Raw genomic sequence first — 26,359 nt, forward strand, 5'->3', positions numbered from 1 at the left:
CCTAACCTCCCTCGGATAAGGTATTTTTGAAAGCTGAGGCTATCCTATCCAGGCATTCAAGGTAAGGACCTTTCCATATCTCTTCGTAAAGATCCCTGGCTGTATCCTCATCGTAAATATGAACCAGAGTATTTCGCAGACGGAGCATCCGCACCACCACTTCTTCATCTTCGGGGGCGATCAAGCCTTCCTTCAAAAGCCCTTCAAAACAGGACCGGGGAGAGCCGCATTCCAGTCCTCTTTCACGAAGGTATGCTTGAGCCGCCTGCCATAAGGCCTCAAATGTGTACTCGAAGCGTTTGATACGAATCTCCATTAAAATCTCCTCCGAAAGTCCCTCCAAAAACGATTCCGAAAAGGCCTCCTTCAGTTTTCGCAACGCTCGCTCAAATTTCTCAATCTTTCGGTAGACCCTTTCCATAGTCTGCCCTTCTCCAGGATTCTTTTAAGGAATCGGGGATCCTTTACGGAAGCCAGATCCACCACATCAACGGCTCGCAAAAGGGGCAGGTCTTCCAGGACTTTTTGCAGTTTCCAGTATTCCCGGTCGGTAAGAGGACGCCCCAGATATAAGCCCACATCTATGTCGGAAAGGCGAGGCGAAAAGTCTCCTTCCACTACCGAACCGAAAAAAATTATGTCCGCTTCAGGAAAGAGATCCTCCAGGGCCTTCCCTACTAAAACGAGATACCTTTCGAGAGTCTCCTGAGAAATCTCTTTCTTCATGAGAAGTACTTCCGTATCCGTCGTACGACTTCCTTTTCCGTGAATAACATCTCGTAGTCCGGAAGATCAAGTTCCCGGGAAAGCTTTTCCACCAATCGCCGGCAGGCCTCCTCGCTTTCGGCATGCACCATGGTATAGAGGTTGTAGGGCCAGTCCGGATAGGTCCTGCGCAGGTAACAGTGGGTGATGAAGGGTTGAGCCGCAAGCCTCTCCCCCACCTCCTCCACCCTTTCCTCCGGCACGCGCCAGGCCACCATCACATTGCCCTCGTATCCGGAAAGATCGTGCCGGATAATGGCCCCGAGTCTCCGGATGACCCTCTTTTTCAGAAGTCCCCGCACGGCGGAAAGGACCTCCTCCTCGCTCACCCCCAGTCTTTCCGCCAGTTTCGCAAAGGGCCTTTCCACGAGGGGCAATCCCTCGGCCAGGAGATCCACCAGGCGTTTTTCGAGCTCGGTGAGTTCTACACCTTTCCCCACAGTATGAGCACCCCCAGAATGAGGAAGATGGCCCCGGAGAGCAGGCGGATCCAGCGTACGGGAAGCGCCTCTCCCAGAAGGCGCCCGGCGGCCACGCCCAGGGCCGAGGCCAGCACCAGGGCCAGGGCCGCTCCCAGAAAGACCGGCCAGAAACGCCTCTCCCGGGCCGAAAGGCAAAGGGCGGCCAGCTGGGTCTTGTCTCCCAGCTCGGCCAGGAAAACCGTGACGAAGGCCAGAAGGAAGATCCGCATCAGCCGAACTTCCCTTTCAGGAATTCCTCGGTGCGTTTGTCCCTGGGCACCGTGAAAAGTTCCGAGGTGGGGCCGAACTCTACCAACTCCCCCAGGTAAAAGAAGGCCGTGTAATCCGAAACCCGTCCGGCCTGGGCGATGTTGTGGGTCACGATGACGATGGTGACGCTGTTCTTGAGCTCCACCACCAGTTCCTCGATCCTGGCCGTGGATTTCGGATCCAGGGCCGAGGTGGGCTCGTCCATGAGAAGCACCTCGGGTTTAACCGCAAGCGCCCGGGCGATGCAGAGCCGCTGCTGCTGCCCTCCGGAAAGGTAGGTCCCCCTTTTGTGAAGACTGTCCTTCACCTCCTCCCAAAGAGCCGCCCTCCGCAGGGCTTCCTCCACGATACGGTCCGCCTCCTCCCGGGGGAGTTTTATCCCCAACAACTTGTAGCCCGCCAGCACATTGTCGTAGATGGTCATGGTGGGAAAGGGGTTCGGACGCTGAAAAACCATCCCGATCCTTCGACGAACCACCACCGGATCGAGGTCCAGGATGTTTTCCCCCCGGAGAAGAATCTCGCCCTTTATCGAGGCCCCGGGGCTTAGCTCGTGCAGACGGTTAAGACAACGGATGAAGGTGGTCTTCCCGCAGCCCGAGGGCCCCATGATGGCGGTGACCCTCCGCTCCGGGATCTTGAAGCTTATGTCCTGAAGTGCCGCCTTTTCGCCGTAATAGGCCCAGAGGTTTCGTATTTCAAAAATGGCCGGCTCCCGCGGTTCCGCCACGGCTCTACCGCTCATGCCCTCCGAACCTCCAGGCCAGCACTCGGGAAAGCAGGTTCAGACCCAGCACCATGAGCGTCAGCACCACACTGGCCCCCCAGGCCTGCCGGATCCACTCCTCGTAGGGGCTGATGGCGTACTTGAAGACCGTAAGGGGCAGGGCCTCAACCGGTTGCAGGGGATTAAGGTTCCAGAAAGGATTCCCGAAGGCGGTGAAAAGGAGCGGTGCCGTTTCCCCCATGATCCGCGCCAGGGAAAGCAGAATCCCCGTGCTGATACCCACCATTCCCGTGGGTATGAGCACCTTGATCACCGTGCGCCAGTAATTCACCCCCAGGGCCAGGGAGGCCTCCCGCAGGGTCTCGGGGATCATTTTGAGGATCTCCTCGGTGGAGCGCACGATCACCGGAAGCATCATGATGGCCAGGGCCACCGCGCCTGAGAAGGCCGAGAAGTGACCCATGGGTTTAACCACCCAGAGGTAGGCCACGATCCCCAGTACGATGGAGGGCACTCCCTGAAGCACATCCGCCGCAATGCGCACCACCTCCCCGAACTTCCCCCGGGCGTACTCGGAAAGGTAAACCCCGCAGAGCACCCCCACCGGCACGGCCATGAGCGAGGCCAGAAGCGCCAGCATCAGGGTTCCCACGATGGCGTTCCCCACCCCGCCCCCCTCCTCTCCGGGGGGTTTCGGAAGGTGCACGAAGAAACCCCAGGAAAGGGCCGAAAGCCCTTCCTTAAGAATTCCGTAAAGGATGTGGAAGAGGGGAAGGGCCGGAAGCAGGGCCAGGACCACGATAATACCGAAGGCCAGCCGGTCTTTCAGCTTGCGCCAGAGGAGTCCCTTCATCGCACCTCAAGCCTCACGATGATGATCCGGGCCACGGTGTTCACCACCAGGGTGATGAGAAAGAGAAGGAGGCCTATTTCGATGAGAGCGGCGAGGTGGATGTCCTTGGAGGCCTCGGTGAATTCGTTGGCGATGACGCTGGCCATGGTGTTGGCGAGATCCCAGGGGCTCCGGGGCATTTCGGAGCGGTTGCCTATGACCATGGTCACGGCCATGGTTTCGCCCAGGGCCCGTCCCAGGGAGAGCAGGAATCCGGCCACGATACCGGAAAGGCCGTAGGGGATGGATACCCCGCGGATGACCTCCCACCGGGTGGCCCCCAGCCCGTAGGCGGCTTCCTTGAGTTCGTGGGGGACCATGCGCAGGACCTCCCGGGTTATGGAGGCGGCGTAGGGTAGGATCATGATGGCCAGCACCAGAGAGGCCGTGGGCAGCCCGAGACCGAAGGGCGGGGCCCCCACCTTCATTTCCACCCAGCGCACCAGCGGCACCAGGTAGAAGAGGGCCCACAGCCCGTAGATCACCGAGGGTATTCCGGCGAGCAACTCCACCAGGGCCGAAAGCGGCCCGGCCAGGGGGGCCGGGGCGTACTCGGCCAGGAAGATCCCGGAGGAAAGGGCAAAAGGAGCCGCCAGGGCCAGTGCCAGGAAGGAGGTGAGAAGCGTTCCCACCAGGAAGGGGAGGGCCCCGAACTCCCCGTTAACCGGATCCCACACGCGCCCCCAGAGAAAGCGGACCCCGAAGGCCTTGAGACTGGGAAGGCTTCCCGCAAGGAGGGTAAGGCCTATCCCTGCCACCAGGGCCACCAGCCCCAGAGCCACGGCCCAGCACAAAAAACGGAAAACCCGATCCGGGTCGTCCACACGCATGACACCCTCTTTTACCAGAGGGCCGGAGGGGGAGGCAACCCCTCCGGCCCCCCTCACTAAAAATTAGGATCGGATCCTATTTTTTACCAGGAGGAAGAACGGGTTTCCCTTTATAGGTAATGGAACGCAGGAGCCTTTCGTTTATGCGCACCACATTTTCCGGAAGCCGGGCGTAGAGAAGGCTTTCGTTGTAATTCTGGGCCTCGTGCACGCACCACCACAGGAGCTCCACCAGGGCCCGGGCTCGTTCAAAGGAACGCCCGCCGTAGGCCTGTTCCTGATAGACCAGGATCCAGGTCATGGCCGAAAGGGGATACCCGTCCGGGGCATCGGTGTCCACGATAAGGGTCCTGGTGTCCGGGGGGATCCTGGTTCTGGCCGCGGCGGAAACGCTCTCCAGGGTGGGGAGAACGAATTTGCCGGCCCGATTGCGCAGGGCCGCCACCGCCAGCCTGTTCTGGTGGGCATAGGCCAGTTCTATGTATCCTATGGCCCCGGGGAACTGCTTCAGATAACCGGTAACCCCCTCGTTGCCCTTCCCCCCGATTCCGGTGGGCCAGCGCACGGCCTTGCCGTAGCCCACGCGCCTGCGCCACTCCGGACTCACCCGCGAAAGGTAATAGGTAAAGTTGAAGGTGGTGCCGGAGCCGTCGGAACGATGAATCACCATGATGGGAAGTGCGGGGAGCTTGAGGTCCGGATTGAGTTTGACGATCCGGGGATCGTTCCACTTGCGGATCTTTCCCAGGAAGATGTCTGCCAGCACCTCCGGGGTGAGCCTCAGTCCGGAGGGCACCCCGGGGAGGTTGTAGGCGATCACCACCGCCCCTATGGCCATGGGAAGGTGAAGGATCTTCGCCGGGGCCTTGGCCAGCTCCTCATCGCTCATGGGGGCGTCGGTGGCCCCGAAGTCCACCGTCCGGGCCAGGATCTGGCGAATCCCCCCTCCGGAACCGATGGACTGGTAGTTCACCCGCACGCCGGTCTTCTGGTAATATACATGGAACCACTTGGAATAAAGCGGGTAGGGAAAGGTCGCCCCGGCCCCGAGAAGGGTTATCCTTCCCGCAAACGCCCCTCCGGCAAGCCACAGAAAACCCAGGAACCCTATCAGCCACTTTTTCATGTCCGCCCTCCGTCTCGGTGGTTTGGTCTCATCTTCCCCCGGGATTGTGAACTTTCTGTGAATCCCCGGGGACATTTGCGGGAAAACGGAAGACCATCACCGCCCCCCGGGGTGAAGCCTCGGCCGAGAGAGTCCCTCCGTGGGCCTCGGCGATACGCCGGGCCAGGGCCAGACCCAGCCCCAGGCCCCTCCCGGGCCCCTCCCGGAAAAAGGGCTCGAAAATGCGCTCGCGAAGGTCCTCGGAGATCCCCGGCCCCTCGTCCCGAACGCGAAAGACCACCTCCGTCCCCTCCCTCTCTATTTCCAGCCGGATGCTTCCTCCTTCCGGAGAGAAACGCACGGCGTTTTCCAGCACCTTGACCAGGGCCTGAATCAGGTAGTCCGGATCGGCACGAAAGACGACATCCCTGGGGCCCTCCACCTCCAGCCTGAGCCGTTTCTTTTCCAGAAGGGGGGCCAGCAGGGAGGCCACGGAATCGGCTACCTCTCCGGTTTTGAGGGGCTCCAGGCGCGGTTCGAGTCCTGTCTCAAGCGAGGAAAGGAGAAGGAGGTCCCGCACCAGACGGGAAAGCCTCTCGGTGTGCGAAAGAATGGCCGAAAGGGCCTTCCGGGGGAACTCCTGCTCCGGCAGGTATTCCTCCAGGGCCTCGGCGTAGCCCCTTATGGCGGTAAGGGGGGTGCGAAACTCGTGGGCCAGGGTGGCGGAGAGCAGGCGATTTTTCTCCGAAAGGCGGACCTCCCTGGTTATTTCGATAAGCCGGATGACCGCCCGGTCCTCCCGGATCCTCTCTCCCTCAAGACGCCACCAGCGCCCCTGCCATTCGAATTCCACCCGGGCCCTCCCTTCCCGAAAGACTCTCTCGTGGAATTCCACCAGACCGGGAAAGGGAAGTTCCAGAAGATTCTGCGGCTCCGGAGCGGGGAAGAAGACGCGCATGGCCTTCGAGACCGCCACCACGCGTCGCCTCTGGTCCACGGCCGCAAGCGGCCAGGGGAGGTCCTCAAACGCCGTGGCCTCCGCGAAGCTCCGGGGCACCTCCTCCCTTTCCGGCGGCGCCGGAGGAGGGACGGCCTTTTTTCGTCTGAAAAGCGAGATCATCTCGCCTCACGCAGGGGGACCACCGCCCGGGACGAGGACCCCCGGGGCCTCAGAGGACCCTCGCCCGGTAGCCCACCCCCCATACGGTCTCGATAAGCTCTCCGGCAGGTCCCAGTTTCTTGCGCAGGCGTTTTATGTGGGTATCCACCGTGCGCGCGTACCCCTCGTATTGGTATCCCCAGACCTTGTCGAGCAACACCTCCCGGGAAAAGACCCTTCCGGGGGAGGAGATGAGGGTGGCGAGCAACCTGAATTCCATGGGCGTGAGTTTTACCTCCCGGCCCTCCACCTCCACCCGGAACTCCTCCTCGTAAAGCACGATGGGACCGTAGCGGACGACCGCGGGTTCCTCACGGGAACGCAGGCGTTTCAGCACCGCCCGGGCCCGGAGCACCAGTTCGCGGGGGCTGAAGGGTTTCACCACATAATCGTCGGCCCCGAGTTCAAAGCCCAGGACCCGATCCACCTCCTCTCCCCGGGCCGAGACCACGATGACCGGAACCCGGGTGAGTTCCTTGCGAAAACGCAGAAACTTGAGCACCTCGAGACCGTCGAGATCCGGAAGCATGAGGTCCAGGATAACCAGATCCGGGGGCCTGCGTTCGAGCCTTTCGAGAGCCAGGCTTGCTCTCTCCACCGTTTCCACCCGGAACCCTTCCTTTTCGAAGGCCCGACGCTCGAGTTCCGCCACATCGGGCTCGTCTTCCACGATGAGGACCCGAAGCCCCGGTTCCATATCCTTCAAGCTAGAAAAAATGAGGGGCCTGTCAAGGCGTCCCCCTCCTCATCCGGATCGCCACCTCGGAGAAGAACCGGGGACGGAAGGAACGGATCCGGCGATTCTCGCGGGAGGGATGCACCCGGTTGGTAAGGAGCACCGCCCCCCAGCCCTCCTCGGGGACCAGCCAGAAGGCGCATCCGGTATACCCCAGGTGGCCCAGAGCCCGGCGGGGAAAGAGAGGGCCGGCGCTTGAGCCGGTGGGGGAGGGGCGGTCGAATCCCAGGGCCCAGGTTCCCCCGGGACGCCGGAAACACCAGAACTCCTCCAGAAGTTCCCGGGTGAGGAACCCTCTCTTCCCGCCCTGCCAGACCTCCAGAAAAACACTCAGGAGACGGGCTACCCCCCGCGCGGTCCCGAAAAGCCCCGCCGTCCCGGAGACCCCGCCCAGGGCCCGGGTGTTTTCGTCGTGGACCTCTCCCCTGAGAAAGACTCCCGCGGAGGGAAGGAATTCCGTGGGGGCGATCCTCTCCCGGGGGATCCCTTTGTGGAGAGGCCGGAAGAGGAGCTCGGGGATGCCGAGTTCCCCGTAAACATTTTCGACATAGCGCTCGAGGGGCGTGCGGGTGATGCGGACGATCACCTCCCCCAGCAGGAAGAACCCCAGATCGCTGTAAAGCTCTCTTTCGCCGGGCTGGTAGGCCTGGGTTTCGGAAAGTATGAGACGGACCAGGGCCTCCCGTCTTTCCCGGAGCGGGCGTTCCTGAAGCTTCCGGAAGTAAGGACGCCAGGCGGGAAACCCGGCCCCGTGGGAAAGGACCTCTCGCAGGCTAATCTCCCGGAAGGTATCGTTTCCGAAGAATTCCTCCGGGAAAAAACACTTAAGGGGGGCGGAGAGGGAGATTCTTCCCTCGGCGCGGAGCTTCATAAGGGCCAGCGTGGTGGCCAGCGGCTTGGTGAGGGAGGCGAGATCGTAGAGGGTTTCCGTATCGTTGGGTTCCCGGTGGGAATAGAGGGCTCGCCAGCCCGCGGCGGAGAGATAGAGGCTTCCCGGAAGAAATATCGCGGCCACCGCCCCGGGAAAGACCCCTCTTTCCACACCCTCCCGGAGGAGAGCCCATATCCGCCCCAAACGCACGCGCAACCGGCCCATGCTTGATAAGCTCTTTTAGTGAAGTTTTTCCAGATCCCGAAGGAGGCGTCTAAGGTCCTCGAGAGGTATTTCGTATTCCCGATGGCAGAAGTGACAGGTGACCCGAGCCGGTTCGTTCCTGGCGACGAGGGCGGAAAGCTCTTCCCGCCCCAGGGCGACCAGAGCGGCCTCCACCCTCTCCCGGGAACACCGGCACCGATAGGTCAGCGGACGCTTTTCCAGGATCTCAATTCGTCCGGGGAAGATCCTCTCCAGGATCTCCTCCGGGGATAATCCCTGCGCGAGGAGTTCCGTCACCGGAGCCAGGGCCGAGAGGGCCTCTTCCGCAGCGGCGATGTCCTCTGGTCCGGCGGCGGGCATGCGCTGCACCAGAAAACCTCCGGCCTCCCTTACCGAGCCGTCCACATCCACCAGCACTCCCAGGGCCACCGCCGAGGGGATCTGCTCCGAGACGGTGAGGTAGTAAGCGAGATCCTGGGCAATCTCCCCGGAAACGAGGGCCACCGACCCCTGGTAGGGTTCCTTAAGGCCCAGATCCCGGGTCACGGATAGGAAACCGTTTTTGCCCACCGCGGCTCCCACGGCCAGTTTGCCTCCCCGCGGTTCGAGGTGCACCTGAGGATGCTGGACGGTGCCCCGGAGGTTACCCTCGGCATCGCCCTCGGCCAGGATCTCCCCCAAGGGGCCGCCTCCGTTTATCTGGAGCATGACGCGGCCGGCCTTTAGATCCGCGGCTAGCAGCGCCGCCCCTGCAAGCGCCCGCCCCAGAGCCGCCGTTGCCGTGGGTGAAAGCCCCTGGAGCCGCCGAACCTCCTCCACCACCTCCCGACACTCCACGGCAAAGACCCGGAAACTTCCCTCCCGGGCCAGTCCTCTCACCACATAGGCCATCTCGTCCCCCTCAAAGAGCCTTCCCGCTTCCGCTGAGCGATTCCTCAAGCACCTCGCGCACCCATTCGGGCACCACCCGGGTGGCCGGTCCGTAGCGGTGCTCGTGGAAGAGGTGGGCGTTTTCCGCGGGTTTCAGGTTCAGTTCCACGCAATGGGCCCCGGCCCTGCGGGCCACCTCCACGAACCCCGCCGCCGGATACACCGTCCCCGAAGTCCCGATGGCCACGAAAAGTTCACATCGGATGAGGGCCTCGTAAACCTCCTCCAAGTGAAACGGGGTCTCCCCGAACCAGACCACATGGGGCCTTAGCCCCCCGGGCTTCCCGCAGAACGGACAGGGGGTGCGGGTGAAGATCTTTCCGGTTTCGCGAAAGACGCGCCCGCACACCTCACAGCGGACCTTGAGCAACTCCCCGTGAATGTGAATCACCCGTCGGCTTCCGGCCCGTTCGTGAAGGTCGTCCACATTCTGGGTAACCAGGAGAAACTCCCCGGGCCAGCTTCTTTCCAGTTCGGCGAGGGCCAGGTGAGCCGCGTTGGGCTCCACCCGAAGGAGGTCCCGGCGCCGGGCGTTGTAAAATTCGTGCACTAGGTCCGGATTTCGCCGAAACCCCTCGGGGGTGGCCACCTGCTCGAGATCGTACTTCTCCCAGACCCCACCGGGATCCCGAAAGGTTGGTATCCCGGACTCAGCGGAAATACCCGCCCCGGTAAGAATAACCAGCCGCCTCACAGGTGTCTCCTCAGGGCCTCAAGATAGGTCCTCACCTCTTCCATACGGGGAAGGATCTCCTCACAAACCAGATCCTTCTTTACTTTTTCGTACCCGTGAGCCAGAAGGCTACGCAACCCGGCTATCCGGGCGAACTCGTAGGCAAAACCGGTCTCGAGGACCCCCCGGTCGCCGAGCATTTCTATGGCCTCCTGATAGGACTGGGGAATTCCCAGGCCCTTCCACCGGACCATCATCTGGGCCAGAGCAATGCAACTGTCCGCCGTGAAATAAAGATAGTGAAGAAGGGCTCCCCGATAGATGGGATCCCGGTCAAATTTTTCGAGACAGTCCTCCTTTATCTCTTCCAGAATGCGCAGATAGTTTTCCACGGATTCCATCTTTTTGAGGAGGCGCTCACGATCCCTCATATTCCAAAGATCCTTTTCCTTCTTTCCCGGAAGTCCAGGGCGAGATGCAGGGTTTCGAGTTCGAAATCCATGCGCAGATCCGGGTCCCTCTCAAAGAGCAGGAGACCGTGGCGGATGATCTCCTCGAGGAGGATCAGGTTGTGGGTTCGGTTCAGCACCAGGAGGTCCAGATGGTCCAGCTTCAGGGCCCGACTGAGGGCGGCGTAAAGTTCCAGGAACCGGGAGTGAGTGTAAGGCTCGAGATAGACCGCAATATCAACATCGCTCAGGGGCCCGGCCTTGCCTTCGGCCCGCGAACCGAAAAGATAGGCAAACCTGACCTCCGGGAAGTCTTCCCACACCTCGGAAACTCGGTCCCGAATCTCTTCCCGGCCGGGTCCTCCGTCCTTTTTCATGGAAAACCCCCGGCCCTTTTAGTATACCCCCTTCGGGCCGGGGGAGACAGCAGGAAAAGGCTATTTCTCCATGGCCTTGCGGGTGCGGATGAGTTCCTCCACCACCGAGGGGTCGGCGAGCGTGGAGGTGTCTCCCAGGTCCTCGTACTGGCCGGTGGCGATCTTACGCAGGATGCGGCGCATGATCTTCCCGCTCCTGGTCTTGGGAAGCCCGGAAACGAACTGTATGAACTCCGGCGTGGCGATGGGCCCGATGACCTTGCGGACATGCTGTTTGAGCTCCTTCTCAAGATCCTCCGAGGGCTCGTAGCCTTCGCGCAGGATTACGAAGGCGTAGATGGTCTCGCCCTTGACCTCGTGGGGCACCCCGATCACCGCGGCCTCGGCCACCGCGGGATGGGCCACGAGCGCGCTTTCAAGCTCCATGGTCCCGAGACGGTGCCCGGAGACATTGATCACATCGTCGAGACGCCCGATGATCCAGATATAGCCGTCCTCATCTCTACGAGCCCCGTCGCCGCTGTAATAATAGCCGGGGAATCGGCTGAAATAGACCTCCTTAAAGCGTTGAGGATTTCCCCACACCCCCCGGAGCATCCCCGGCCAGGCCCGTTTAAAACAGAGGTGCCCACCCTCGTTGACCCCGGCCTCAGTTCCGTCGTCGCGCAGGATCACGGGCTCGATCCCCGGAAGGGGCACGGTGGCCGAACCCGGCTTCTGCGGGATGGCGTAGGGCAGCGGCGAGATCAGGAACCCGCCGGTTTCGGTCTGCCACCAGGTGTCCACGATGGGGCACCGGCCACGGCCCACATTCTGGTGATACCACAGCCAGGCCTCGGGATTAATGGGTTCTCCCACCGAGCCCAGGATCCGCAGGCTCGAAAGATCGTACTTTTTGGGCCACTCGTCTCCGGCCCGCATCAGGGCCCGAATAACCGTGGGCGCGGTGTAGAAGAGGGTGACCCTGAACTTCTGTACCAATTCCCAGAAGCGGCCCGGATGAGGATAGGTGGGCACTCCCTCGTACATGATCTCCGTGGCCCCCAGGGCCAGAGGACCGTAAACAATGTAGGAGTGCCCGGTGATCCAGCCGATATCGGCGGTGCACCAGAAGATGTCCTCCGGCTTAAGATCGAAGACCCACTGGAGGGTATGGGCTACATAGACCAGGTAACCACCGGTGGTATGAAAGACCCCCTTGGGTTTCCCGGTGGAGCCGGAGGTATAGAGGATGAAAAGAATGTCCTCGGCGTCCATCTCCTCACATTCGCACCAGTCGGAAATCTCCGGATCGTTAATGGCTTCGTGGTACCATATGTCTCGGCCTTCCACCCAGTTAATGTCGATCCCCAGGCGCCGGACCACGATGCACTTTTCCACCGAGGGGCAGTCCTTCAAGGCCTCGTCGGCGTTCTTCTTGGCTTCCACCTTCTTGCCGGCTCGCCAGTAGCCGTCCGCGGTGATCAGGATCTTGGCCTCACAGTCCTGGATACGGGTCTTGAGCGCCTCGGCCGAAAACCCGCCGAAAACCACGGAATGGATGGCGCCGATCCGGGCGCAGGCCAGCATAACGATGGGAAGTTCCGGGATCATGGGAAGATAAATGGAAACACGATCACCTTTCTTGACCCCGAGTTTCCTGAGCACATTGGCAAAGCGGCAAACCTCCCGGTGAAGCATCTGGTAGGTGTAGACCCGGACTTCCTCGTCGGGCTCACCCTGCCAGATGATGGCCGCCTTGTTCCGATTGGGGCCCTCGAGGTGCCGATCCAGGCAGTTGTAGCAGGCGTTGAGCTTTCCACCCTCAAACCAGCGGATTTCGGGTTTGTTGAAGTCCCAGTAGCAGGTCCGATCCCAGAGCCTGAACCAGGTGATGAGTTCCTTGGCTCGTTCGCTCCAGAAGCCCTCGGGGTCCCTAATAGAGTATTCGTAAATTTCCTCATACTCGTACCTGGAGGAGATGTAAGCCCGGTCCTTCCCGGCCTGGGGGGGATAGAATACGCGCTCCTCCTTCAGGACCGCCTCTATACGATTCTTCTTTTCCATGACGCACCTCCTTGAATTGGGGTTCTCTTTAATTTTGTCTTTAGGAAGAGTCCTTCAGGCTCGGCAAAAGGGCCCTAAATTCAGAAGTCCCCGCCCGTTCCAGCCATTCATAGACCAGCATCTCCGTGGAAACCACCGCTATACCGAGATCCCTCAACCTGGAGGCACCCCAGTAGAAGTTTTCCCGGTTCCGGGAAGAAGTGGCGTCTATTACCACCACCGGGCGATATCCCTCCTCCAGAGCCGAAAGGGCGGTCTGGTACACGCATATATGGGTTTCCACTCCGCAGATGATCAGGCTGGAGCGTCCCTTCTCACTCACCGCCCTTCTGATTTGAGGGTTCCGGAGGGCACTGAATTCCATTTTGTCCAGGAGGGGAAGGTCCTTAAGTCTTTCTATTATTTCCCGAGGATAGGTCCCGAGCTTTTCCCGGTATTGGGTAGTTGCCACTATAGGAACATCGAAGATCTGGGCAGCTTCTATCAGTAAGGAAATATTACGAACCACCCGATCCCGATCCTGCACCACTCTGAGAAGAGTTTCCTGAGGATCTATCACCAGTAATAGGCTGTCTTTCGTCTGCATAAACATATGCTGATACTTTAACATGTGGTTGAAAGTTTGCAAAAATTTACGAATGTGTTAATTTGCACAAAAATAAGTGGGGTGTCATGAATTTCGAAGAGGCGTTGACCTGGCTAGAGCAGCACCAATTTCACGGGATCAAGCCCGGGCTTGCCAGGATTTCCCGGCTTCTTGAGGCCCTGGGGCACCCAGAGAAATGCTATCCCTGTGTACACTTGGCTGGCACCAACGGCAAAGGCTCCACGGCGGCCATTCTTTCCGCCATACTTTCCGCTCACGGTCTGCGCACCGGCCTTTACACCTCGCCCCACCTGGTCTCGGTTACCGAGCGTTTCCGCATCGACGGACGGGAAATACCCCCGGAACGCCTGGCGGAAGTCCTTACCCGGGTGCGGCGCAAGGTGGAAGCCCTTGATCTTCCGGTCACTTACTTCGAGATTACCACTGCCGCGGCCTTTCTTTACTTTGCCGAGGAAAAGGTGGATTTCGCCGTGATCGAGTGCGGTATGGGAGGGCGCCTTGACGCCACCAATGTGTGCCGCCCCCTGGTCTCGGTTATCACTTCGGTGGCCCGGGATCATACCGCCTATTTAGGCAACAATCTCTGGCAGATAGCCTTCGAGAAAGCCGGTATTATAAAGTCCGGGGTCCCGGCGGTGATAGGAAAGGTCCCCCCGGAAGCTCGAAAAGTTATTCTGGCCAAGGCCATCAATGTAAAAAGTCCCACCTATCTCTGGGGGCACGACTTCCGGGTTAGAAAAACCGGAAAGAGATTACTTTATCGAGGTCTTCGGAGGACCCTCCGCAATTTAACTCTTTCGCTGAGAGGTACTTTCCAGAAATACAATCTGGGAATGGCTCTAGCCGTCATGGAACTCCTGGAAGAAAACGGGTTCCCCTTTCGGGAGGATTTGATACGCCGGGGTCTGGAAGGGGTGGTATGGCCCGGGCGTTTCGAGTATTTCCCCCTGGGATCAGGGATAATCCTCGACGGCGCCCACAACGAGGAAGGCGTGGAGGCCCTTCTTTCTTCGCTCAAACAGATGGATATTCACAAGTATTGCCTTGTTTTTGGAGCCACCAACGAGGGAGGAGAAAAGCCCTATCTCTACATGTTACAGAAACTGGCTCGCGGAGCAGAAAAAATCCTGATCTGTGAACCCCCGGGTCCTCGGCATCCCGTAAGTCTTGCAGACTGGAAAAGACATATAAGTCAGAAGGATTACCCCGGGATTGATTTCTGTCAGACACCGGAAGAAGCCCTGAAAAAGGCTCTTAAAGAAGGATCTCCCGTGGTAGTAACCGGATCCCTTTATCTCGTAGGAGCAATAAGAAAAATCCTTAAGGGAGGGGAGGAAAGCCTCCCCTCCCCCAAGGTTATCCGAATACGTATCCCTCTTCACCGTGTTCGGAAATGTCTAGACCGGTAAATTCACTCTCCTCGTCCACGCGAAGCCCCACGATAAGATCCACCACCTTGGCCAGGATGAAGGTGGCCACCAGGGTGTAAACCACCGTGGCCAAAACACCGATCACCTGAGCGGAAAACTTTACCTGAGCGGAAAGGGCTCCGGCGGCCAGGGTGCCCAGGATGCCTCCCACGCCGTGGATGCCCACCACATCCAGGGCATCGTCGTAGCCCAGGCTGTTTTTGGCAAGAACCGCCAGATAGCACACCACTCCGGCCAGGGCCCCGATCAGCACCGCGGCGTGGGTTCCCACGAACCCCGCCGCCGGGGTGATGGTGGCCAGCCCGGCGATGGCTCCACTGCAGGCCCCCAGGGTGGTGGGCTTGCCCTGCTTGAGCCATTCCACCAGCACCCAGGCCAGCATGGCCGTGGCCGCCGCCACATGGGTGTTGATGAAGGCCTGCACCGCGGTGTTGTTCACCGCAAGAGCGCTACCGGCGTTGAACCCGAACCAGCCGAACCACAGAAGTCCCGTGCCGACCACCGTAAGGGGAAGATTGTGGGGGATGAAGGGTTCCTGATGGGCCCCCTTGCGCTTGCCCACCACCAGGGCCATCACCAGGGCCGCCATTCCGCAGCTGGCGTGCACCACCAGCCCCCCGGCAAAATCGAGCACCCCCAGTTTCGAAAGCCAGCCCCCGCCCCAGATCCAGTGGCAGAGGGGATTGTAGACCAGAAGAGCCCAGAGAAGACTGAAGAGCACGAAGGCCGAAAACCGGGTGCGCTCGGCAAAGGCCCCGGTGATGAGGGCCGGGGTGATTACCGCAAACATGCACTGATAGATCATGAAAACCAGAGCCGGCACCGTGGAGGCGTAGTCGGGACTGGGAGAAAATCCCACTCCCCTTAGGGCCAGGTGCTTAAGGCTCCCTATGATCCCGTGAAGGTCCGGTCCGAAGGAAAGACTGTAGCCCACATAGATCCACTCCAGGGTGACCAGGGAAATCATGATGAGGCTTTGAATAATGATGGAGAGGACATTCTTGCGTCGAACGAGTCCCCCGTAAAAAACCGCCAGAGCCGGAGTCATCAAAAGCACCAGAGCCGCGGACATCAGCAGAAAAAGCGTATCGGTGTAATTGACCATAATCCTCCCTCCCGCTTTTTTGCGGCAGAATAACAAGATCCGTGCCAGGAGGCCGACTCCGTCATGGGTTTACTTTCAGCGGGAGGGAGGACCCGACCCCCTGGGCACGGAATTTCATTCCTTACATTTTAGTTAAGCTGCTACCCGGACACCTCCCTTAGGAATCTCTCTTTTCCCTTGAGACCGTATGCCTCCCTCATGATTTACCAAAATGTTAGAAACTGTATCCGGTTTCACGGTGGAGGGTGATATCAAGGCCCTGGACTTCCTCTTCCCGATCCACGCGCAGTCCTATTACGGCATCCACGAGCTTGAAGAGGATCCAGGAGAGGACGAAGCAGAAGAGAGCCCCGGTGGCGGCACCCAGAAACTGGATCCCGAACTGGTGGAGGTTTCCGAAGACCAGCCCGTCGGCCCCGGCGGGGTTTACGGCCCTGGAGGCGAAAAGACCGGTGGCCAGGGCCCCCCAGAATCCTCCCACGCCGTGCACGCCCACCACATCCAGGGCGTCGTCGTAACCCAGGCGATTCTTGAAAAGAACCGCTCCGTAACAAATCACTCCGGCCAGAGCACCTATGATCACCGAGGCCCACAGGGGCACGAACCCCGCCGCCGGGGTTATGGCCACCAGACCGGCTACGGCTCCAGAGGCCGCCCCCAGGGTGGTGGGAGCCCCCTGGAAGACCCACTCGGCCAGCATCCAGGAAAGCGCCGCCAGCCCCGCGGCCATCTGCGTATTCATGAAGGCCTGAACGGCCACGGCGTTTGCCGCCAGCGCGCTTCCGGCGTTAAATCCGAACCATCCGAACCACAGAAGACCCGCCCCGAGGAGCGTGAGCGGCAGGTTGTGGGGATGGAAGGGCTCCCGGCGATGTCCCAGCCTGGGCCCGACGACCAGCGCGGCGGCCAGCGCCGAGGCCCCGGAGGCGATGTGAATCACCGTGCCCCCGGCAAAATCCAGCGCCCCCATCTTGCCAAGCCAGCCGCCTCCCCACACCCAGTGACACAAGGGGGCGTACACGAAGGTGAACCACAATATTACAAAAATGAGATAAGCGGAGAAACGCATGCGCTCGGCAAAGGCCCCGGTGATGAGGGCCGGGGTGATCACCGCGAACATGAGCTGAAAGCCCGCAAAGAGCAGGTGGGGGATGTTCTGAGCCGCCGGAGCCGGGCCCGTCCCCACCCCACGGAAGAAGAGGTAGGAAAGGTCCCCTATAAGAGAGGCTCTATCCGGACCGAAGGCCAGGCTGTAGCCGTAAACGAACCAGAGAAGGCTTACCAGCCCCAGACAGATAAAAACCTGAAGCGACACGGAAAGCACATTCTTGGCCCGCACCAGCCCTCCGTAAAAGAGCGCCAGCCCCGGGGTCATCAGCATCACCAGGGCCGTGGAAACCAACATCCAAACGACATCCGCTCCTACCATGCTCGTACCTCCTGTCCCCAGAGTTTCCTTTCATGCCATGCAACAGTCATACCAAAATGAAAAATTTGTGTATCCATTCTCTATCGCATTGAAAAAAGAAAGCATTTCGGATATCTTTTTACATTTATGTAAATTCTTGGAAGACGATTTTACGGATTTGGAAGCTTGGGAAGGAGGGAAGGCGGGGTTATATTAGGAAAGGTGAAGGTCTATCCTCATCCGGAGGGCCAACCCCGTCTCCTTTTTGCGGATCCGGAGGGGCGTCTTTACGACCATCCCGGGCTATGGACCCTGGGGCTTTCGGGATACGAACTGTTTTTGCCGGATCGTGAGGACTTCATCTCGCTTCCGGAAGGATCCGCCCTCTATGTGCTTCCGGATCGCCATCCGGTGGGACTCGATCCGCAGACCCGCACCCCGGTGGTCCTTTACGAAAACCCCTTTCGCCCGGGAGAGCCGGCCTTTGCGGTGGCGGCCTTTCTGGCCCCGGCCCACACCCAGCTCTACCTCGCCCCGTACGAGCCCGCTCGCGAGGACCTTCCCCCGCTTCCCCTGTATTCTTACGCCTGCGTGGGCTGGTGGCGCGGGCGCTTCTGGGCCACGGCCTTCCGTTCCGACTGGGACACCCGCCAGGAGGCCCGGCTGTTTTCTCCCGAGCGCATCGATAGGGCCGCTGTAGAGATACTCCGGCGTTATCCGCACAATCGCCTGGTCCGACACCTGGTGGAAAATTGCGTCCGGCGCTATCGCTGTCCGGCGGCCCGCAACTTCGTCCTAGGACGCTTCGAGGCCCCCGTCCCCGTCTCCCCGGGATGCAACGCCCGGTGTCTGGGGTGTCTTTCCGAGCAACCCGAAGACGGCCCCCATGTGGCTCAGGAGAGGATCACCTTCGTCCCCACTCCCCGGGAAATCGCTGAAGCCATGGTCCCTCACCTCAAACGCCCGGGACCGGTCATGGTCTCCTTCGGCCAGGGCTGTGAGGGGGAACCTCTGCTTCAGGCCCGGATCGTGGAGGAGGCCCTGATCCTGATCCGCGGAAGCACCCCCCGGGGCACCGTCAACCTCAACACCAACGGAAGCCGACCGGAAGACCTGGAACGCCTGGCCCGGGCGGGCCTGGACAGCGTCCGGATCAGCCTGGCCAGTGCCCGCGAGCACTACCACCGGGCGTACTTCCGGCCCGCGGGCTGGGGACTCGAGGAGGTCCGGGAAAGCATCCGGATCATGAAGAGATACCGGCGCTTCGTCTCCCTGAACTACTTCATCTTTCCGGGTTTTACCGACGAAGAGGAGGAGCTCGAGGCCCTGAGCGATCTCCTGGCCCTGGGGGTGGATTTTATTCAACTCCGCAACTTTGCCATCGATCCCCTGTGGTTTCTGACCGAAATAAATTACTCTCCCGGAAGATCCCTGGGTTTAAAAGAATTCCTTAGACTCCTAAAAAAACGCTTCCCGGGACTTCGCTTCGGCTATTTTAATCCCTACCTGAGATAACAATATTCCCCGGTCAGGACTCTAGGTCAGGACTCTACGAGCGGAAAAAACATTGTCAAACCATGGTGGAAAATTTAAGCTTAAGAATATCTTTCCGGGAGGGAATTTATGGAAACAGTGGAACGAACCCGAAAGACGAGAGAGACCACGATACGGGTCAGACTAGCCCTTTCAGGGAAACCCGGGAGGATCAGTACTGGAGTGGGGTTTCTGGATCACATGCTGGAGCTCTTTTCTTATCACGGTGGCCTGGGACTTTCCGTTGAAGCGAAGGGGGATCTTCATGTGGACGCTCATCACACGGTGGAAGATGTGGGCATCACCCTAGGAGAAGCCCTCTCTGAAGCCCTGGGGGAACGGAAAGGGATCCTTCGGTACGGGGAGGCCACCATTCCCATGGAGGAATCTCTGGCCCAGGTGGTGGTGGATCTCGCTCGGCGGCCCTTTTTTCGTTTCGAGGGGCGTTTTCCTGTGGAGCGGGTCGGATTTTTTGATCTGGAATTGATCCCGGAATTTCTTAAGGCCCTGGCCATGAACGGAGTTTTTACCCTCCATGCCCGGCTTCTTTACGGGGAAAACGCCCATCATATGGCCGAGGCCCTTTTTAAGGCCCTGGCCTATGCCCTGCGCAGGGCACTCCTCGCCACGGAAGACGGTCCCCGATCCACAAAAGGATTACTTTAAGGGAGTATGGCTTATGAAAAAGAAACTGTGGTTTTTCGCCGTATTGATCCTGATAGGATGCACCCGTGGTCCTCTGGAAAGCACTCCCAGCGTCTCAGTCCATACCATAGCCGTACTCCCGTTTGAGGCGGCGTGTCCGGGAGGGAAAGGGGAGTACTTCTCCTGCCCGATCCAGGGACTGGTCGCCGGGGAGATTATCCCAGAGGCTCCCCGGATCATGGACGATCTCCTGCAGGAGGCCCTTTCCGGACATCCGGGATTCCGCTTCGTGTCCCGGCGGGAATTTGAGGGTATCTGGGAGGAGGTTCTGGCCGAAGCACACGAACCTCGCCCCGCTGATATTGTGCGGATGCTGGGAAAGGTCCTGGGAACCGAGGCCCTTCTTTATGGAAAGGTCTTTCGGTTTCGTGAAAGAAAAGGGCGTGGATACGCCGTGAAACGCCCGGCCTCGGTGGCTTTTGCTCTGGTGCTCTTTGATACGAAAAACGGTCACATCCTCTGGAAGGGCTGGTTCGACGAGACCCAGCAACCTCTGAGTCGTAATCTCTTCAAGATCCGGTTATACGGGGGGGTGCGGTGGCTCACCGCCGAGGAACTGGCCCGAAGAGGTCTGGAAAGGACACTTCAGGATTTCCCCTTTCCGAAAACTCCCTGAAAAAGGAGGTGTCATGCTGCTCATTCCGGCCATTGATCTCAAGGACGGACGCTGTGTGCGCCTTTATCAAGGTGATTACACCCGGGAGACCGTTTATGCCGAGGATCCGGTCTCGCAGATTCGGGTCTTTGCGGCTCAGGGGGCCAAAAAGATTCACATCGTAGATCTTTCCGGAGCCAGAGAGGGACACCCGGTCCATTTTGAAATTATCGTCAGGATGGCCAAGGCAGTAAGTGTTCCGGTGGAGGTGGGGGGAGGTATACGCGATCTTGCCACCATAGAACATTACCTGGACTCGGGGGTAGCGCAGGTTATCCTGGGCACGGTGGCCTGCCGAAATCCTGAACTGGTAAAAGAAGCGGCCCGGCTTTTTCCGGGGCGCATTCTGGTGAGCCTTGATGTACGGGGGGAACGGGTGGCGGTTTCGGGCTGGACCGAGGCCGAGGATATTCATTATCTGGAGATGGCCCGGCGACTGGAAGACGCCGGAGTGGCCGGACTCATATTTACCGAGATAGAAAGGGACGGAACCGGCCGTGGAGTCTATACCGAGAGGCTGGAGAGACTCCTTGAAACCGTAAAGCTTCCGGTGGTGCTGGCCGGAGGGGTCTCCACCCTGGAGGATATCCGTCGCCTCAGGGGTCTTGAGCCCCGGGGACTTCACGGGGTTATCGTGGGACGGGCCATCTATGAAGGGACCATAAATCTTGCCGAAGCCTTGAGGGAGGTCGTGGCCTGAGTCCATGGAGAACGAAAAAGAGGTGATCGGAAGGATAGTCGAAGTGATCCAGCACGGCCGGATCCTTCCGGCCTTCGTGGTGGGCACCAAAGGGAAACGCCTGCGCGTCCTCCTTCCCTCCGGAAAGGAGGAAACCGTTTCGTCCGGTCAGACCCTTCTCCTTTCCCGGAAGCGATTCCGGGAACTTTCCCGCAACGAGATCCTAAACATCCTTTCCCGGGCGGAGAGTCGCCGGGAGAGTCTGAAGGTCGAGATAGAGCTTCCCACCCTGTGGGAACTGGTGGTGGAGGAGGCCGAATCCTTCGAGCCCTACGAGCTGGCGGAGATCTACTTCGGGTCGGAAAGCGGTGATGATGAAGCAGCCGCCCTCATAAGGGCCGTACTGGAGGACAAGATCTACTTTCGGTTGCGGGACGGACGGATCTCGGTGCATCCCCGGGAGGAGGTGGAGAGGCTTCTCCTGGCCAAAAAGCGCGAGGAGGAACGCCTACAACGTCTGGCCTTAGGAGAAGTCTTTTTCGGAAAACTCATTAAAGGAGAAGAGGCTCCGGAAGTCCCGAAGGAACTTCGTGAGTATTTCCTCTCGGCCCTGCGGGATTACTGTCTTTTTGGGGACGAAGCTTCCAGGGCTAAAGAAATCAAGGAAATCCTCGCCCGCCTAAAGGCCACGGGTCCGGAGACCCCCTTTCGACTTCTTGTGCGGGCTGGCGTATTTCATGAGGATGAAAACCTGGAAATTTTACGCTTCCGGATCCCGGTGGAGTTCCCCGAGGAAGTGCTTTCCGAGGCCGAGCATCTTACCGAAAAACCGCGATCCCGGGAGGATCTCACCCATATTAAAATTTTCACCATCGACGCGGAGGAAACCCGGGACTTCGACGATGCCCTCCATTTTGAAAGGCTTTCCGATGGATTTCGCGTGGGGGTTCACATCACCGATGTGTCCGCCCTGATCCCCCCTGATTCAGCCACCTTCAGGGAAGCCCTGCGTCGGGGACTCACCCTCTATCTCCCGGAGGGCACCATTCCCATGCTACCCCCGAACCTCTCCGAAAATCGGCTAAGTCTCCGGGCAGGGGAAACCCGCCCCGCGGTCTCCTTCCTGATCGATTTTTCCCCGGAGGGGGACATTCGGGGGTTCCGTATTCTTTTGAGTCGTGTACGGGTGACCCGTCGTCTCACCTATGAGGAGGTAGACGCCCGGATTAAGGAAGGGGACCCCTTCTGGACTGAATTTTATCACCTGGCCTGGGCCTTCTCCGGAATGCGCAGGAGGGCCGGAGCTTTCGCCATTACCCTTCCCGAGGTGGTGCTGCGGGTGAAGGACGGAGAGATCCACCTGGAGCGGCTGGAGTTCACCCCGGCCCGGCTGCTCGTGGCGGAATTCATGATTGCGGCCAATTTTGTGGCAGCCCGATTTCTAAATGAAAAAGGCATCCCCGCCCTCTATCGCTTCCAGAAAGAACCCCTGGAGAGGATCCTTGCCACAGGTGAGGAAAACGATCTGGTGAAGGCCTTTCAGCAACTGCGCTATTTTGTACGCGGCGAGGTGGGCTTGAGCCCGGAATTTCACCACGGATTGGGGCTCCCGGCCTATACCACCGTCACTTCCCCCATTCGCCGGGTCATGGATCTGGTGGTTCAGCATCAGCTCTCCGCGACTCTGGCCGGTGAATCCCCTCCCTTTGACGAGGATCGCCTGAGGGAGATCCTGGTACACCTTGAGGATCTGCAGAGCACGACCGCCCAGGTGCGTTCCCGCACGCATCGTTACTGGCTTCTCAAGTACCTGCGGCTCCACTTTCAGGGGCGGACCGTGCCGGCCCTGGTGCTTGAGGCCGGCGAGCGTCGAGCCAGGGTGTTGCTTCCGGACTTCATGCTGCCGGTGGAAATGCCCCTCTCCCCGGGTCTGCGTCTTAAAGCAGGGGATGAAATCCGAGTCAAGATCCTTCGCATCAATCCCCGACTAGATATTATCCGGGTGGCTCCGGCCTAGCTCCCGAGGCTTTCGGGGTCTATTTCAATGCGATCCCCTCCGGCCTTCTTGGCCCGGTACATGGCTTCATCCGCCCTGCGCACCAGATCGTCAGCACTCCGGCGGGCGTCCCCCCGAGGAATCAATTTGGCTATTCCAATGGAAAGGGTGGTGGGATCAAACCCCGTATCCCGAAAAGACTTAAGGATGCGTTCCGCCACCTTAAGGGCTCCCTTTATATCGGTATGCGGTAAAAGAACCACAAACTCATCGCCTCCGTAACGAAAGGACTGATCCACTCCTTCCCGGGTACAACCGCACAGGATCTCGGCCAGGGTCTTTAACAGTATGTCTCCATCCTGGTGCCCTCTGGTGTCGTTGTAAAACTTGAAGTGATCCACATCAATCATAAACAGGCAGAGAGAATACCTCTGACGAAGGGCCCTATAAGTCTCCTCTATCAAACGCTCCTCGAAATAGCGCCGATTGAAGATATCCGTTAGAGCATCCCGAATGGAAAGGGCTCGAAGTTCCTCTTTGAGCTTCCATTCCCGGAGAAGCCGAGCCAGTCTGGCCTCAAACTCTTCTAAAATAAAGGGTTTCTGGATGAGATCATCGGCACCGGCGGCCACCACATCTACATACCCGTAGTCCCTGGAGTAACCGGTCATGGCCAGAACCATGGTATCCGGATTTCTTTTTTTCACCTCTCTTATGAGAGTCAGTCCATCCAGTCCGGGCATCACAAGATCGGTAATTAAGACCTCGAAAGGTCCTTTTTCCTCAAAGATCTTAAGGGCTTCCTGCCCCTCTCGGGCTTCCTCTACATGAAGTCCGAGGGTGGTAAGATACTCTCCGAGCAGGAACCTCACATCGTCTTCATCGTCCACAAGGAGGAATTTGGGCTTGCGCGGCAGATTTTTCAACAATTCCTTTAGCATCCTTAACTCCAAGATAGTCTTTAAGAATTTCGGCATGATCGAAAGCTAAATCATTCCAGGGGATCTTCTCCGGAGGGAAGACCCTGGCTTCCACGGCATCATCTCCTCCCCGCGGAGCACCCCGGGCACGGGCCACATAGACCGTGGTAATGGTGTGAAAGCGAGGATCCCGGTCCGGTCGGGAATAGGTGTAAAACTGACACAGCAATTCCACCTCCAGACCGGTCTCCTCGAGCGCCTCCCTTCGAGCGGCCTCCTCAAGGCTTTCCCCGTAATCCACAAAGCCCCCGGGAAGGGCCCATCCGTAAGGGGGATTCTTCCGGCGCACCAGAATGATGCCCTCTCCGGTCTCAATTATTAGATCCACGGTAGGGAAGGGGTTACGGTAGCGTTCTAACCGATGACCGCAATAGGGACAGGTTAGATATTCCTTCATTCTGGAAGGCAGTCCTTGGTTAATTCTACCATAAAATCGTGGATTTTTCCGTTACTGGCCACCACATGTTTTTTAAAGGGGTGATAGGGCTCGCCAAGATAGTCACTCACCCTTCCTCCGGCCTCTTCCACCAGGAGCACACCGGCGGCAGTATCCCAGGGCTTAAGCAGGGGTTCCCAGAATCCGTCGAAGCGCCCGCAGGCTACATAGGCCAGATCCAGGGAAGCCGCCCCGGCCCGGCGTATACCCCGTACCCGTAATAGAAAGGCCCGAAAGAGCTCGATTACCCCCGGAGGGTCCTCATGAATGGTATAAGGAAAACCGGTGGCCAGAAGGGCCCTTTCCGGAAGTACAGTATCGGAAACCCGAATCGGGCGTCCGTTAAGGGTGGCCCCCCTCCCCCGGACTGCGGTAAACATCTCCTCCTGCATGGGATGATAAACCACCCCCACAAGAGGCTCTTTATTCTCCATAAAGGCCAGAGATACCCCGAACCAGGGGAAGCCGTGCGCGTAATTGGTGGTGCCGTCCAGGGGGTCCACCAGCCAGTAAAGTCCCCGTGGCTCAGCGCGGGCCACCTCTTCCCCCAGGACGGGAAAGTCAGGGGCCCTGGTCTGAAGGATCTCCACGATGAGTCTTTCCGCCTCCGGATCGGCCTCGGTAACCAGGTCTATTTTACCCTTGTAGCCTATGCGGTGAGGTTGGGTAAAATGTTCTCGTAGAAATATTCCGGCCCTCCTGGCGGCTTCTTCCGCCACCTCCAGGAGAAATTCGAGATCCACTACCGGCCCCCCTTAATTGCAGTTTAGGGCGGCAATATACCCGGATTGAAAGCCTTTGCAAGAGGGGCCCGCCTCCGGCGGGCCTTTCCGGACTAACCTCAGCAGGGAAATTCGTTCAAAATATATCCGTGGTTTTCCAGGACCTCGCGCAGATCTATGCGTTTGTCTTCTGGGAGACCGTAATAGGCCCGTACGAAAGCGGCGGTGGAACGCTCGGGCCCACAGGCGGCCTCGAAAAGACGCCTCTGGGCCTCGGGAGAAAGATGGGCCTGTCGCAGGATCAAACGCAGTTCTCCCTTGAGGCACAATTTTCGGAAGAGTTTGCTCGAACCCCATTTCCGGCTGCCCACCATGATCCAGGGACGCTGAGGGGTGTCAGGGGGAATGACCGGTTCGTGAACATCCAGAAGGTAGAGCGCCTTGGGAGCACAGGAGATCAGAACCACTACCACGAACAAGAACCCAAAAATCCTTCTCATGGTTTCCTCCCTCTAACAGCCATAATCGTTAAGGCTGTAGCCGTGTCTTTCAAAAATTCTTTTAATTCGCTTTCGCACGGGATCCGGAAGATGGTAATAGATTTCCAGAAAGCGTTCCGCGGAGGCCTCAGGGCCGCAGGCGGCCTTAAAGAGTTTCTCCGACGGTTCGGCCGGGACCCTGGCCTCGAATAGAATAGTTTTAAGCTCCTTTTCCTCACACAGACGCTTTTCCAGTCTCGCCGAACCCGCCTTCTTGGCTCCAATAATGACCCAGGGACGATCCGGCCCACCGTAGGGATTATCCTTATTTTCATAGAGATAAACCCCCCGCCCGCCGCAGGCCACCAGCAGGATTACTATTCCCACACCCAACCAGAACATCTTCATTGTTGACCTCCTTCATCAAAAGGTAAAAGGTTTTCAAGAATCCGGTTAACCGTACTCAGAGGGCCCCCATCCTTTTTAAGACGGGCAAGAAGGATCCCCCCCTCCAGGGCAGCGATGACAAAAAGAGCCATATCCTCCGGAGATATCTTCCGGGAAAGGCAACCCCTTTCCTGGGCCCTTCTGAATACATCGGCAAGAGCCTCCCTCCATTCCTGGAAGGTATCCTCAAGGAAGTCTCGTATGGGACCTTTCCGATTGGCGACCTCGATGGCGGTATTTCCGAAAAGACAACCGGTTCGGAAATCCCCCTCGGAAAGTCTCCGATAAATCATATTAAGAAAATGTCCAAAAGCCCGACGAGGAGGCCCTTGAGAGAAGGCCTCCCTTAGGAAGGCAGTAAACTCATTCCGGGCCTTGGCCAGAACCGCCAGAGCCAACTCTTCTTTGCTGGCGAAATGAAAATAAAGAGCCCCCTTGCTTACCCCTGCAACCCTCTCGATATCCGCCATGCTGGTTTCCGCAATCCCTTTTTCCTGAAAGAGCCGGAGGGCCCCCTCCAGGATACGAGCTCTGGTTCGCTCCCCTCGCATCATTGTCCTCCAAACCGACCGGTCAGTCTCTTTTTCAGAATATCACAATCCTTTCATCCAGGCAAGTACCCGAAAAATAGGATCCGATCCTGATTTCAAGAGGACATCAA

The 26,359-nt window shown here is 59.0% G+C and carries 31 protein-coding genes; 6 read left to right on the forward strand and 25 right to left on the reverse strand.

What is annotated here, in order from left to right; all coding sequences use genetic code 11:
- Position 1 precedes the first annotated feature (1 nt).
- From K3767_RS01810 to K3767_RS01890, 17 genes are all read right to left on the reverse strand, one after another.
- Positions 2-421: a DUF86 domain-containing protein gene (locus K3767_RS01810; protein ID WP_221171862.1), complete on the reverse strand. Its 420-nt coding sequence runs from the start codon at positions 419-421 to the stop codon at positions 2-4.
- Positions 367-726, reverse strand: a complete 360-nt coding sequence (locus tag K3767_RS01815; RefSeq protein ID WP_221171863.1) for a nucleotidyltransferase family protein — start codon at positions 724-726, stop codon at positions 367-369. Before K3767_RS01815 ends, K3767_RS01810 begins: the two co-directional genes overlap by 55 nt.
- Positions 723-1,205, reverse strand: coding sequence for an Lrp/AsnC family transcriptional regulator (locus K3767_RS01820; protein WP_221171864.1), 483 nt, complete (start codon positions 1,203-1,205; stop codon positions 723-725). The genes K3767_RS01815 and K3767_RS01820 overlap by 4 nt, the downstream gene beginning before the upstream one ends.
- Complete coding sequence (locus K3767_RS01825) at positions 1,190-1,456, reverse strand: TMEM165/GDT1 family protein (protein ID WP_221171865.1); 267 nt, start codon at positions 1,454-1,456, stop codon at positions 1,190-1,192. Before K3767_RS01825 ends, K3767_RS01820 begins: the two co-directional genes overlap by 16 nt.
- A complete protein-coding gene (pstB, locus tag K3767_RS01830) occupies positions 1,456-2,241 on the reverse strand; it encodes a phosphate ABC transporter ATP-binding protein PstB (RefSeq protein ID WP_221171866.1) in 786 nt (261 codons plus the stop codon). Before pstB ends, K3767_RS01825 begins: the two co-directional genes overlap by 1 nt.
- Positions 2,231-3,076 carry a phosphate ABC transporter permease PstA gene (gene pstA, locus K3767_RS01835; protein WP_221171867.1) on the reverse strand — a complete coding sequence of 282 codons (846 nt, stop codon included), beginning with the start codon at positions 3,074-3,076 and terminating at the stop codon, positions 2,231-2,233. The genes pstB and pstA overlap by 11 nt, the downstream gene beginning before the upstream one ends.
- Positions 3,073-3,945, reverse strand: a complete 873-nt coding sequence (gene pstC, locus K3767_RS01840; protein ID WP_221171868.1) for a phosphate ABC transporter permease subunit PstC — start codon at positions 3,943-3,945, stop codon at positions 3,073-3,075. The genes pstA and pstC overlap by 4 nt, the downstream gene beginning before the upstream one ends.
- Positions 3,946-4,021: 76 nt before the next feature.
- A complete protein-coding gene (gene pstS, locus K3767_RS01845; RefSeq protein ID WP_221171869.1) occupies positions 4,022-5,071 on the reverse strand; it encodes a phosphate ABC transporter substrate-binding protein PstS in 1,050 nt (349 codons plus the stop codon).
- Positions 5,072-5,099: 28 nt separating this feature from the next.
- Positions 5,100-6,170 (reverse strand): sensor histidine kinase KdpD, encoded by a 1,071-nt coding sequence (locus K3767_RS01850; protein ID WP_221171870.1) that lies wholly within the window; start codon positions 6,168-6,170, stop codon positions 5,100-5,102.
- Between the two features lie 49 nt (positions 6,171-6,219).
- Positions 6,220-6,906, reverse strand: a complete 687-nt coding sequence (locus K3767_RS01855; protein ID WP_221171871.1) for a response regulator transcription factor — start codon at positions 6,904-6,906, stop codon at positions 6,220-6,222.
- A gap of 31 nt (positions 6,907-6,937) precedes the next feature.
- Positions 6,938-8,041, reverse strand: a complete 1,104-nt coding sequence (locus K3767_RS01860) for a serine hydrolase (protein WP_221171872.1) — start codon at positions 8,039-8,041, stop codon at positions 6,938-6,940.
- Between the two features lie 15 nt (positions 8,042-8,056).
- On the reverse strand, positions 8,057-8,932 hold the full coding sequence (hslO, locus tag K3767_RS01865; RefSeq protein WP_221171873.1) for an Hsp33 family molecular chaperone HslO: 876 nt from the start codon (positions 8,930-8,932) through the stop codon (positions 8,057-8,059).
- Positions 8,933-8,942: 10 nt separating this feature from the next.
- The gene (gene cobB / locus K3767_RS01870) at positions 8,943-9,665 is read right to left on the reverse strand and encodes a Sir2 family NAD+-dependent deacetylase (RefSeq protein ID WP_221171874.1); all 723 of its coding nucleotides are present in this window, start codon (positions 9,663-9,665) and stop codon (positions 8,943-8,945) included.
- Entirely contained in the window at positions 9,662-10,075 is a 414-nt protein-coding gene (locus K3767_RS01875; RefSeq protein WP_221171875.1) for a DUF86 domain-containing protein, read from the reverse strand. The genes cobB and K3767_RS01875 overlap by 4 nt, the downstream gene beginning before the upstream one ends.
- The gene (locus K3767_RS01880; RefSeq protein WP_221171876.1) at positions 10,072-10,470 is read right to left on the reverse strand and encodes a nucleotidyltransferase domain-containing protein; all 399 of its coding nucleotides are present in this window, start codon (positions 10,468-10,470) and stop codon (positions 10,072-10,074) included. Before K3767_RS01880 ends, K3767_RS01875 begins: the two co-directional genes overlap by 4 nt.
- 60 nt (positions 10,471-10,530) lie before the next feature.
- Positions 10,531-12,516, reverse strand: coding sequence for an acetate--CoA ligase (gene acs / locus K3767_RS01885; RefSeq protein WP_221171877.1), 1,986 nt, complete (start codon positions 12,514-12,516; stop codon positions 10,531-10,533).
- A 40-nt stretch (positions 12,517-12,556) separates the two neighbouring features.
- A complete protein-coding gene (locus K3767_RS01890; protein WP_221171878.1) occupies positions 12,557-13,075 on the reverse strand; it encodes an isochorismatase family protein in 519 nt (172 codons plus the stop codon).
- A gap of 113 nt (positions 13,076-13,188) precedes the next feature.
- On the opposite strand from K3767_RS01890, the gene K3767_RS01895 reads away from it, so the two are divergent.
- Positions 13,189-14,532, forward strand: a complete 1,344-nt coding sequence (locus tag K3767_RS01895) for a folylpolyglutamate synthase/dihydrofolate synthase family protein (protein WP_221171879.1) — start codon at positions 13,189-13,191, stop codon at positions 14,530-14,532.
- Here K3767_RS01895 and K3767_RS01900 read toward each other — a convergent pair.
- Positions 14,480-15,658 carry an ammonium transporter gene (locus tag K3767_RS01900; RefSeq protein ID WP_221171880.1) on the reverse strand — a complete coding sequence of 393 codons (1,179 nt, stop codon included), beginning with the start codon at positions 15,656-15,658 and terminating at the stop codon, positions 14,480-14,482. The two genes, K3767_RS01895 and K3767_RS01900, sit on opposite strands and share 53 nt — an antisense overlap.
- A 214-nt stretch (positions 15,659-15,872) precedes the next feature.
- Entirely contained in the window at positions 15,873-17,087 is a 1,215-nt protein-coding gene (locus K3767_RS01905) for an ammonium transporter (protein WP_221171881.1), read from the reverse strand.
- A 201-nt stretch (positions 17,088-17,288) separates the two neighbouring features.
- Between K3767_RS01905 and K3767_RS01910 the strand changes: the two genes are divergently transcribed.
- The 5 genes from K3767_RS01910 (at position 17,289) to K3767_RS01930 (ending at position 22,655) form a co-directional block, all read left to right on the forward strand.
- On the forward strand, positions 17,289-18,581 hold the full coding sequence (locus tag K3767_RS01910) for a radical SAM protein (protein ID WP_221171882.1): 1,293 nt from the start codon (positions 17,289-17,291) through the stop codon (positions 18,579-18,581).
- A gap of 108 nt (positions 18,582-18,689) precedes the next feature.
- The gene (gene hisB, locus K3767_RS01915) at positions 18,690-19,265 is read left to right on the forward strand and encodes an imidazoleglycerol-phosphate dehydratase HisB (RefSeq protein ID WP_221171883.1); all 576 of its coding nucleotides are present in this window, start codon (positions 18,690-18,692) and stop codon (positions 19,263-19,265) included.
- A gap of 13 nt (positions 19,266-19,278) precedes the next feature.
- Positions 19,279-19,920, forward strand: a complete 642-nt coding sequence (locus K3767_RS01920; RefSeq protein WP_221171884.1) for a hypothetical protein — start codon at positions 19,279-19,281, stop codon at positions 19,918-19,920.
- 13 nt (positions 19,921-19,933) lie between these two features.
- On the forward strand, positions 19,934-20,659 hold the full coding sequence (hisA, locus tag K3767_RS01925) for a 1-(5-phosphoribosyl)-5-[(5-phosphoribosylamino)methylideneamino]imidazole-4-carboxamide isomerase (protein WP_221171885.1): 726 nt from the start codon (positions 19,934-19,936) through the stop codon (positions 20,657-20,659).
- 4 nt (positions 20,660-20,663) lie between these two features.
- Positions 20,664-22,655: an RNB domain-containing ribonuclease gene (locus tag K3767_RS01930; protein ID WP_221171886.1), complete on the forward strand. Its 1,992-nt coding sequence runs from the start codon at positions 20,664-20,666 to the stop codon at positions 22,653-22,655.
- Here K3767_RS01930 and K3767_RS01935 read toward each other — a convergent pair.
- The 6 genes from K3767_RS01935 to K3767_RS01960 form a co-directional block, all read right to left on the reverse strand.
- On the reverse strand, positions 22,652-23,560 hold the full coding sequence (locus K3767_RS01935; RefSeq protein WP_221171887.1) for a diguanylate cyclase: 909 nt from the start codon (positions 23,558-23,560) through the stop codon (positions 22,652-22,654). The two genes, K3767_RS01930 and K3767_RS01935, sit on opposite strands and share 4 nt — an antisense overlap.
- Positions 23,514-24,011, reverse strand: coding sequence for an NUDIX hydrolase (locus tag K3767_RS01940; protein ID WP_221171888.1), 498 nt, complete (start codon positions 24,009-24,011; stop codon positions 23,514-23,516). The genes K3767_RS01935 and K3767_RS01940 overlap by 47 nt, the downstream gene beginning before the upstream one ends.
- Positions 24,008-24,793 (reverse strand): inositol monophosphatase family protein, encoded by a 786-nt coding sequence (locus K3767_RS01945; RefSeq protein ID WP_221171889.1) that lies wholly within the window; start codon positions 24,791-24,793, stop codon positions 24,008-24,010. The genes K3767_RS01940 and K3767_RS01945 overlap by 4 nt, the downstream gene beginning before the upstream one ends.
- 98 nt (positions 24,794-24,891) lie before the next feature.
- Entirely contained in the window at positions 24,892-25,272 is a 381-nt protein-coding gene (locus K3767_RS01950) for a hypothetical protein (protein WP_221171890.1), read from the reverse strand.
- A gap of 12 nt (positions 25,273-25,284) precedes the next feature.
- Entirely contained in the window at positions 25,285-25,659 is a 375-nt protein-coding gene (locus tag K3767_RS01955) for a hypothetical protein (RefSeq protein WP_221171891.1), read from the reverse strand.
- Entirely contained in the window at positions 25,656-26,249 is a 594-nt protein-coding gene (locus K3767_RS01960) for a TetR/AcrR family transcriptional regulator (protein ID WP_221171892.1), read from the reverse strand. The genes K3767_RS01955 and K3767_RS01960 overlap by 4 nt, the downstream gene beginning before the upstream one ends.
- Positions 26,250-26,359 lie beyond the last annotated feature (110 nt).

Source organism: Thermosulfurimonas sp. F29 (assembly GCF_019688735.1).
Taxonomy (GTDB): Bacteria; Desulfobacterota; Thermodesulfobacteria; order Thermodesulfobacteriales; family Thermodesulfobacteriaceae; genus Thermosulfurimonas_A.

Excerpts from the sequence above, each read along its gene's own strand:
- K3767_RS01810 (WP_221171862.1), bottom strand. The coding sequence starts at position 421 with ATGGAAAGGGTCTACCGAAAGATTGAGAAATTTGAGCGAGCGTTGCGA.
- K3767_RS01815 (WP_221171863.1), bottom strand. The coding sequence starts at position 726 with ATGAAGAAAGAGATTTCTCAGGAGACTCTCGAAAGGTATCTCGTTTTA.
- K3767_RS01825 (WP_221171865.1), bottom strand. The coding sequence starts at position 1,456 with ATGCGGATCTTCCTTCTGGCCTTCGTCACGGTTTTCCTGGCCGAGCTG.
- pstB (WP_221171866.1), bottom strand. The coding sequence starts at position 2,241 with ATGAGCGGTAGAGCCGTGGCGGAACCGCGGGAGCCGGCCATTTTTGAA.
- pstA (WP_221171867.1), bottom strand. The coding sequence starts at position 3,076 with ATGAAGGGACTCCTCTGGCGCAAGCTGAAAGACCGGCTGGCCTTCGGT.
- pstC (WP_221171868.1), bottom strand. The coding sequence starts at position 3,945 with ATGCGTGTGGACGACCCGGATCGGGTTTTCCGTTTTTTGTGCTGGGCC.
- pstS (WP_221171869.1), bottom strand. The coding sequence starts at position 5,071 with ATGAAAAAGTGGCTGATAGGGTTCCTGGGTTTTCTGTGGCTTGCCGGA.
- K3767_RS01850 (WP_221171870.1), bottom strand. The coding sequence starts at position 6,170 with ATGATCTCGCTTTTCAGACGAAAAAAGGCCGTCCCTCCTCCGGCGCCG.
- K3767_RS01855 (WP_221171871.1), bottom strand. The coding sequence starts at position 6,906 with ATGGAACCGGGGCTTCGGGTCCTCATCGTGGAAGACGAGCCCGATGTG.
- K3767_RS01860 (WP_221171872.1), bottom strand. The coding sequence starts at position 8,041 with ATGGGCCGGTTGCGCGTGCGTTTGGGGCGGATATGGGCTCTCCTCCGG.
- hslO (WP_221171873.1), bottom strand. The coding sequence starts at position 8,932 with ATGGCCTATGTGGTGAGAGGACTGGCCCGGGAGGGAAGTTTCCGGGTC.
- K3767_RS01875 (WP_221171875.1), bottom strand. The coding sequence starts at position 10,075 with ATGAGGGATCGTGAGCGCCTCCTCAAAAAGATGGAATCCGTGGAAAAC.
- K3767_RS01880 (WP_221171876.1), bottom strand. The coding sequence starts at position 10,470 with ATGAAAAAGGACGGAGGACCCGGCCGGGAAGAGATTCGGGACCGAGTT.
- acs (WP_221171877.1), bottom strand. The coding sequence starts at position 12,516 with ATGGAAAAGAAGAATCGTATAGAGGCGGTCCTGAAGGAGGAGCGCGTA.
- K3767_RS01895 (WP_221171879.1), top strand. The coding sequence starts at position 13,189 with ATGAATTTCGAAGAGGCGTTGACCTGGCTAGAGCAGCACCAATTTCAC.
- K3767_RS01900 (WP_221171880.1), bottom strand. The coding sequence starts at position 15,658 with ATGGTCAATTACACCGATACGCTTTTTCTGCTGATGTCCGCGGCTCTG.
- K3767_RS01905 (WP_221171881.1), bottom strand. The coding sequence starts at position 17,087 with ATGGTAGGAGCGGATGTCGTTTGGATGTTGGTTTCCACGGCCCTGGTG.
- hisB (WP_221171883.1), top strand. The coding sequence starts at position 18,690 with ATGGAAACAGTGGAACGAACCCGAAAGACGAGAGAGACCACGATACGG.
- K3767_RS01920 (WP_221171884.1), top strand. The coding sequence starts at position 19,279 with ATGAAAAAGAAACTGTGGTTTTTCGCCGTATTGATCCTGATAGGATGC.
- hisA (WP_221171885.1), top strand. The coding sequence starts at position 19,934 with ATGCTGCTCATTCCGGCCATTGATCTCAAGGACGGACGCTGTGTGCGC.
- K3767_RS01930 (WP_221171886.1), top strand. The coding sequence starts at position 20,664 with ATGGAGAACGAAAAAGAGGTGATCGGAAGGATAGTCGAAGTGATCCAG.
- K3767_RS01940 (WP_221171888.1), bottom strand. The coding sequence starts at position 24,011 with ATGAAGGAATATCTAACCTGTCCCTATTGCGGTCATCGGTTAGAACGC.
- K3767_RS01950 (WP_221171890.1), bottom strand. The coding sequence starts at position 25,272 with ATGAGAAGGATTTTTGGGTTCTTGTTCGTGGTAGTGGTTCTGATCTCC.
- K3767_RS01955 (WP_221171891.1), bottom strand. The coding sequence starts at position 25,659 with ATGAAGATGTTCTGGTTGGGTGTGGGAATAGTAATCCTGCTGGTGGCC.
- K3767_RS01960 (WP_221171892.1), bottom strand. The coding sequence starts at position 26,249 with ATGCGAGGGGAGCGAACCAGAGCTCGTATCCTGGAGGGGGCCCTCCGG.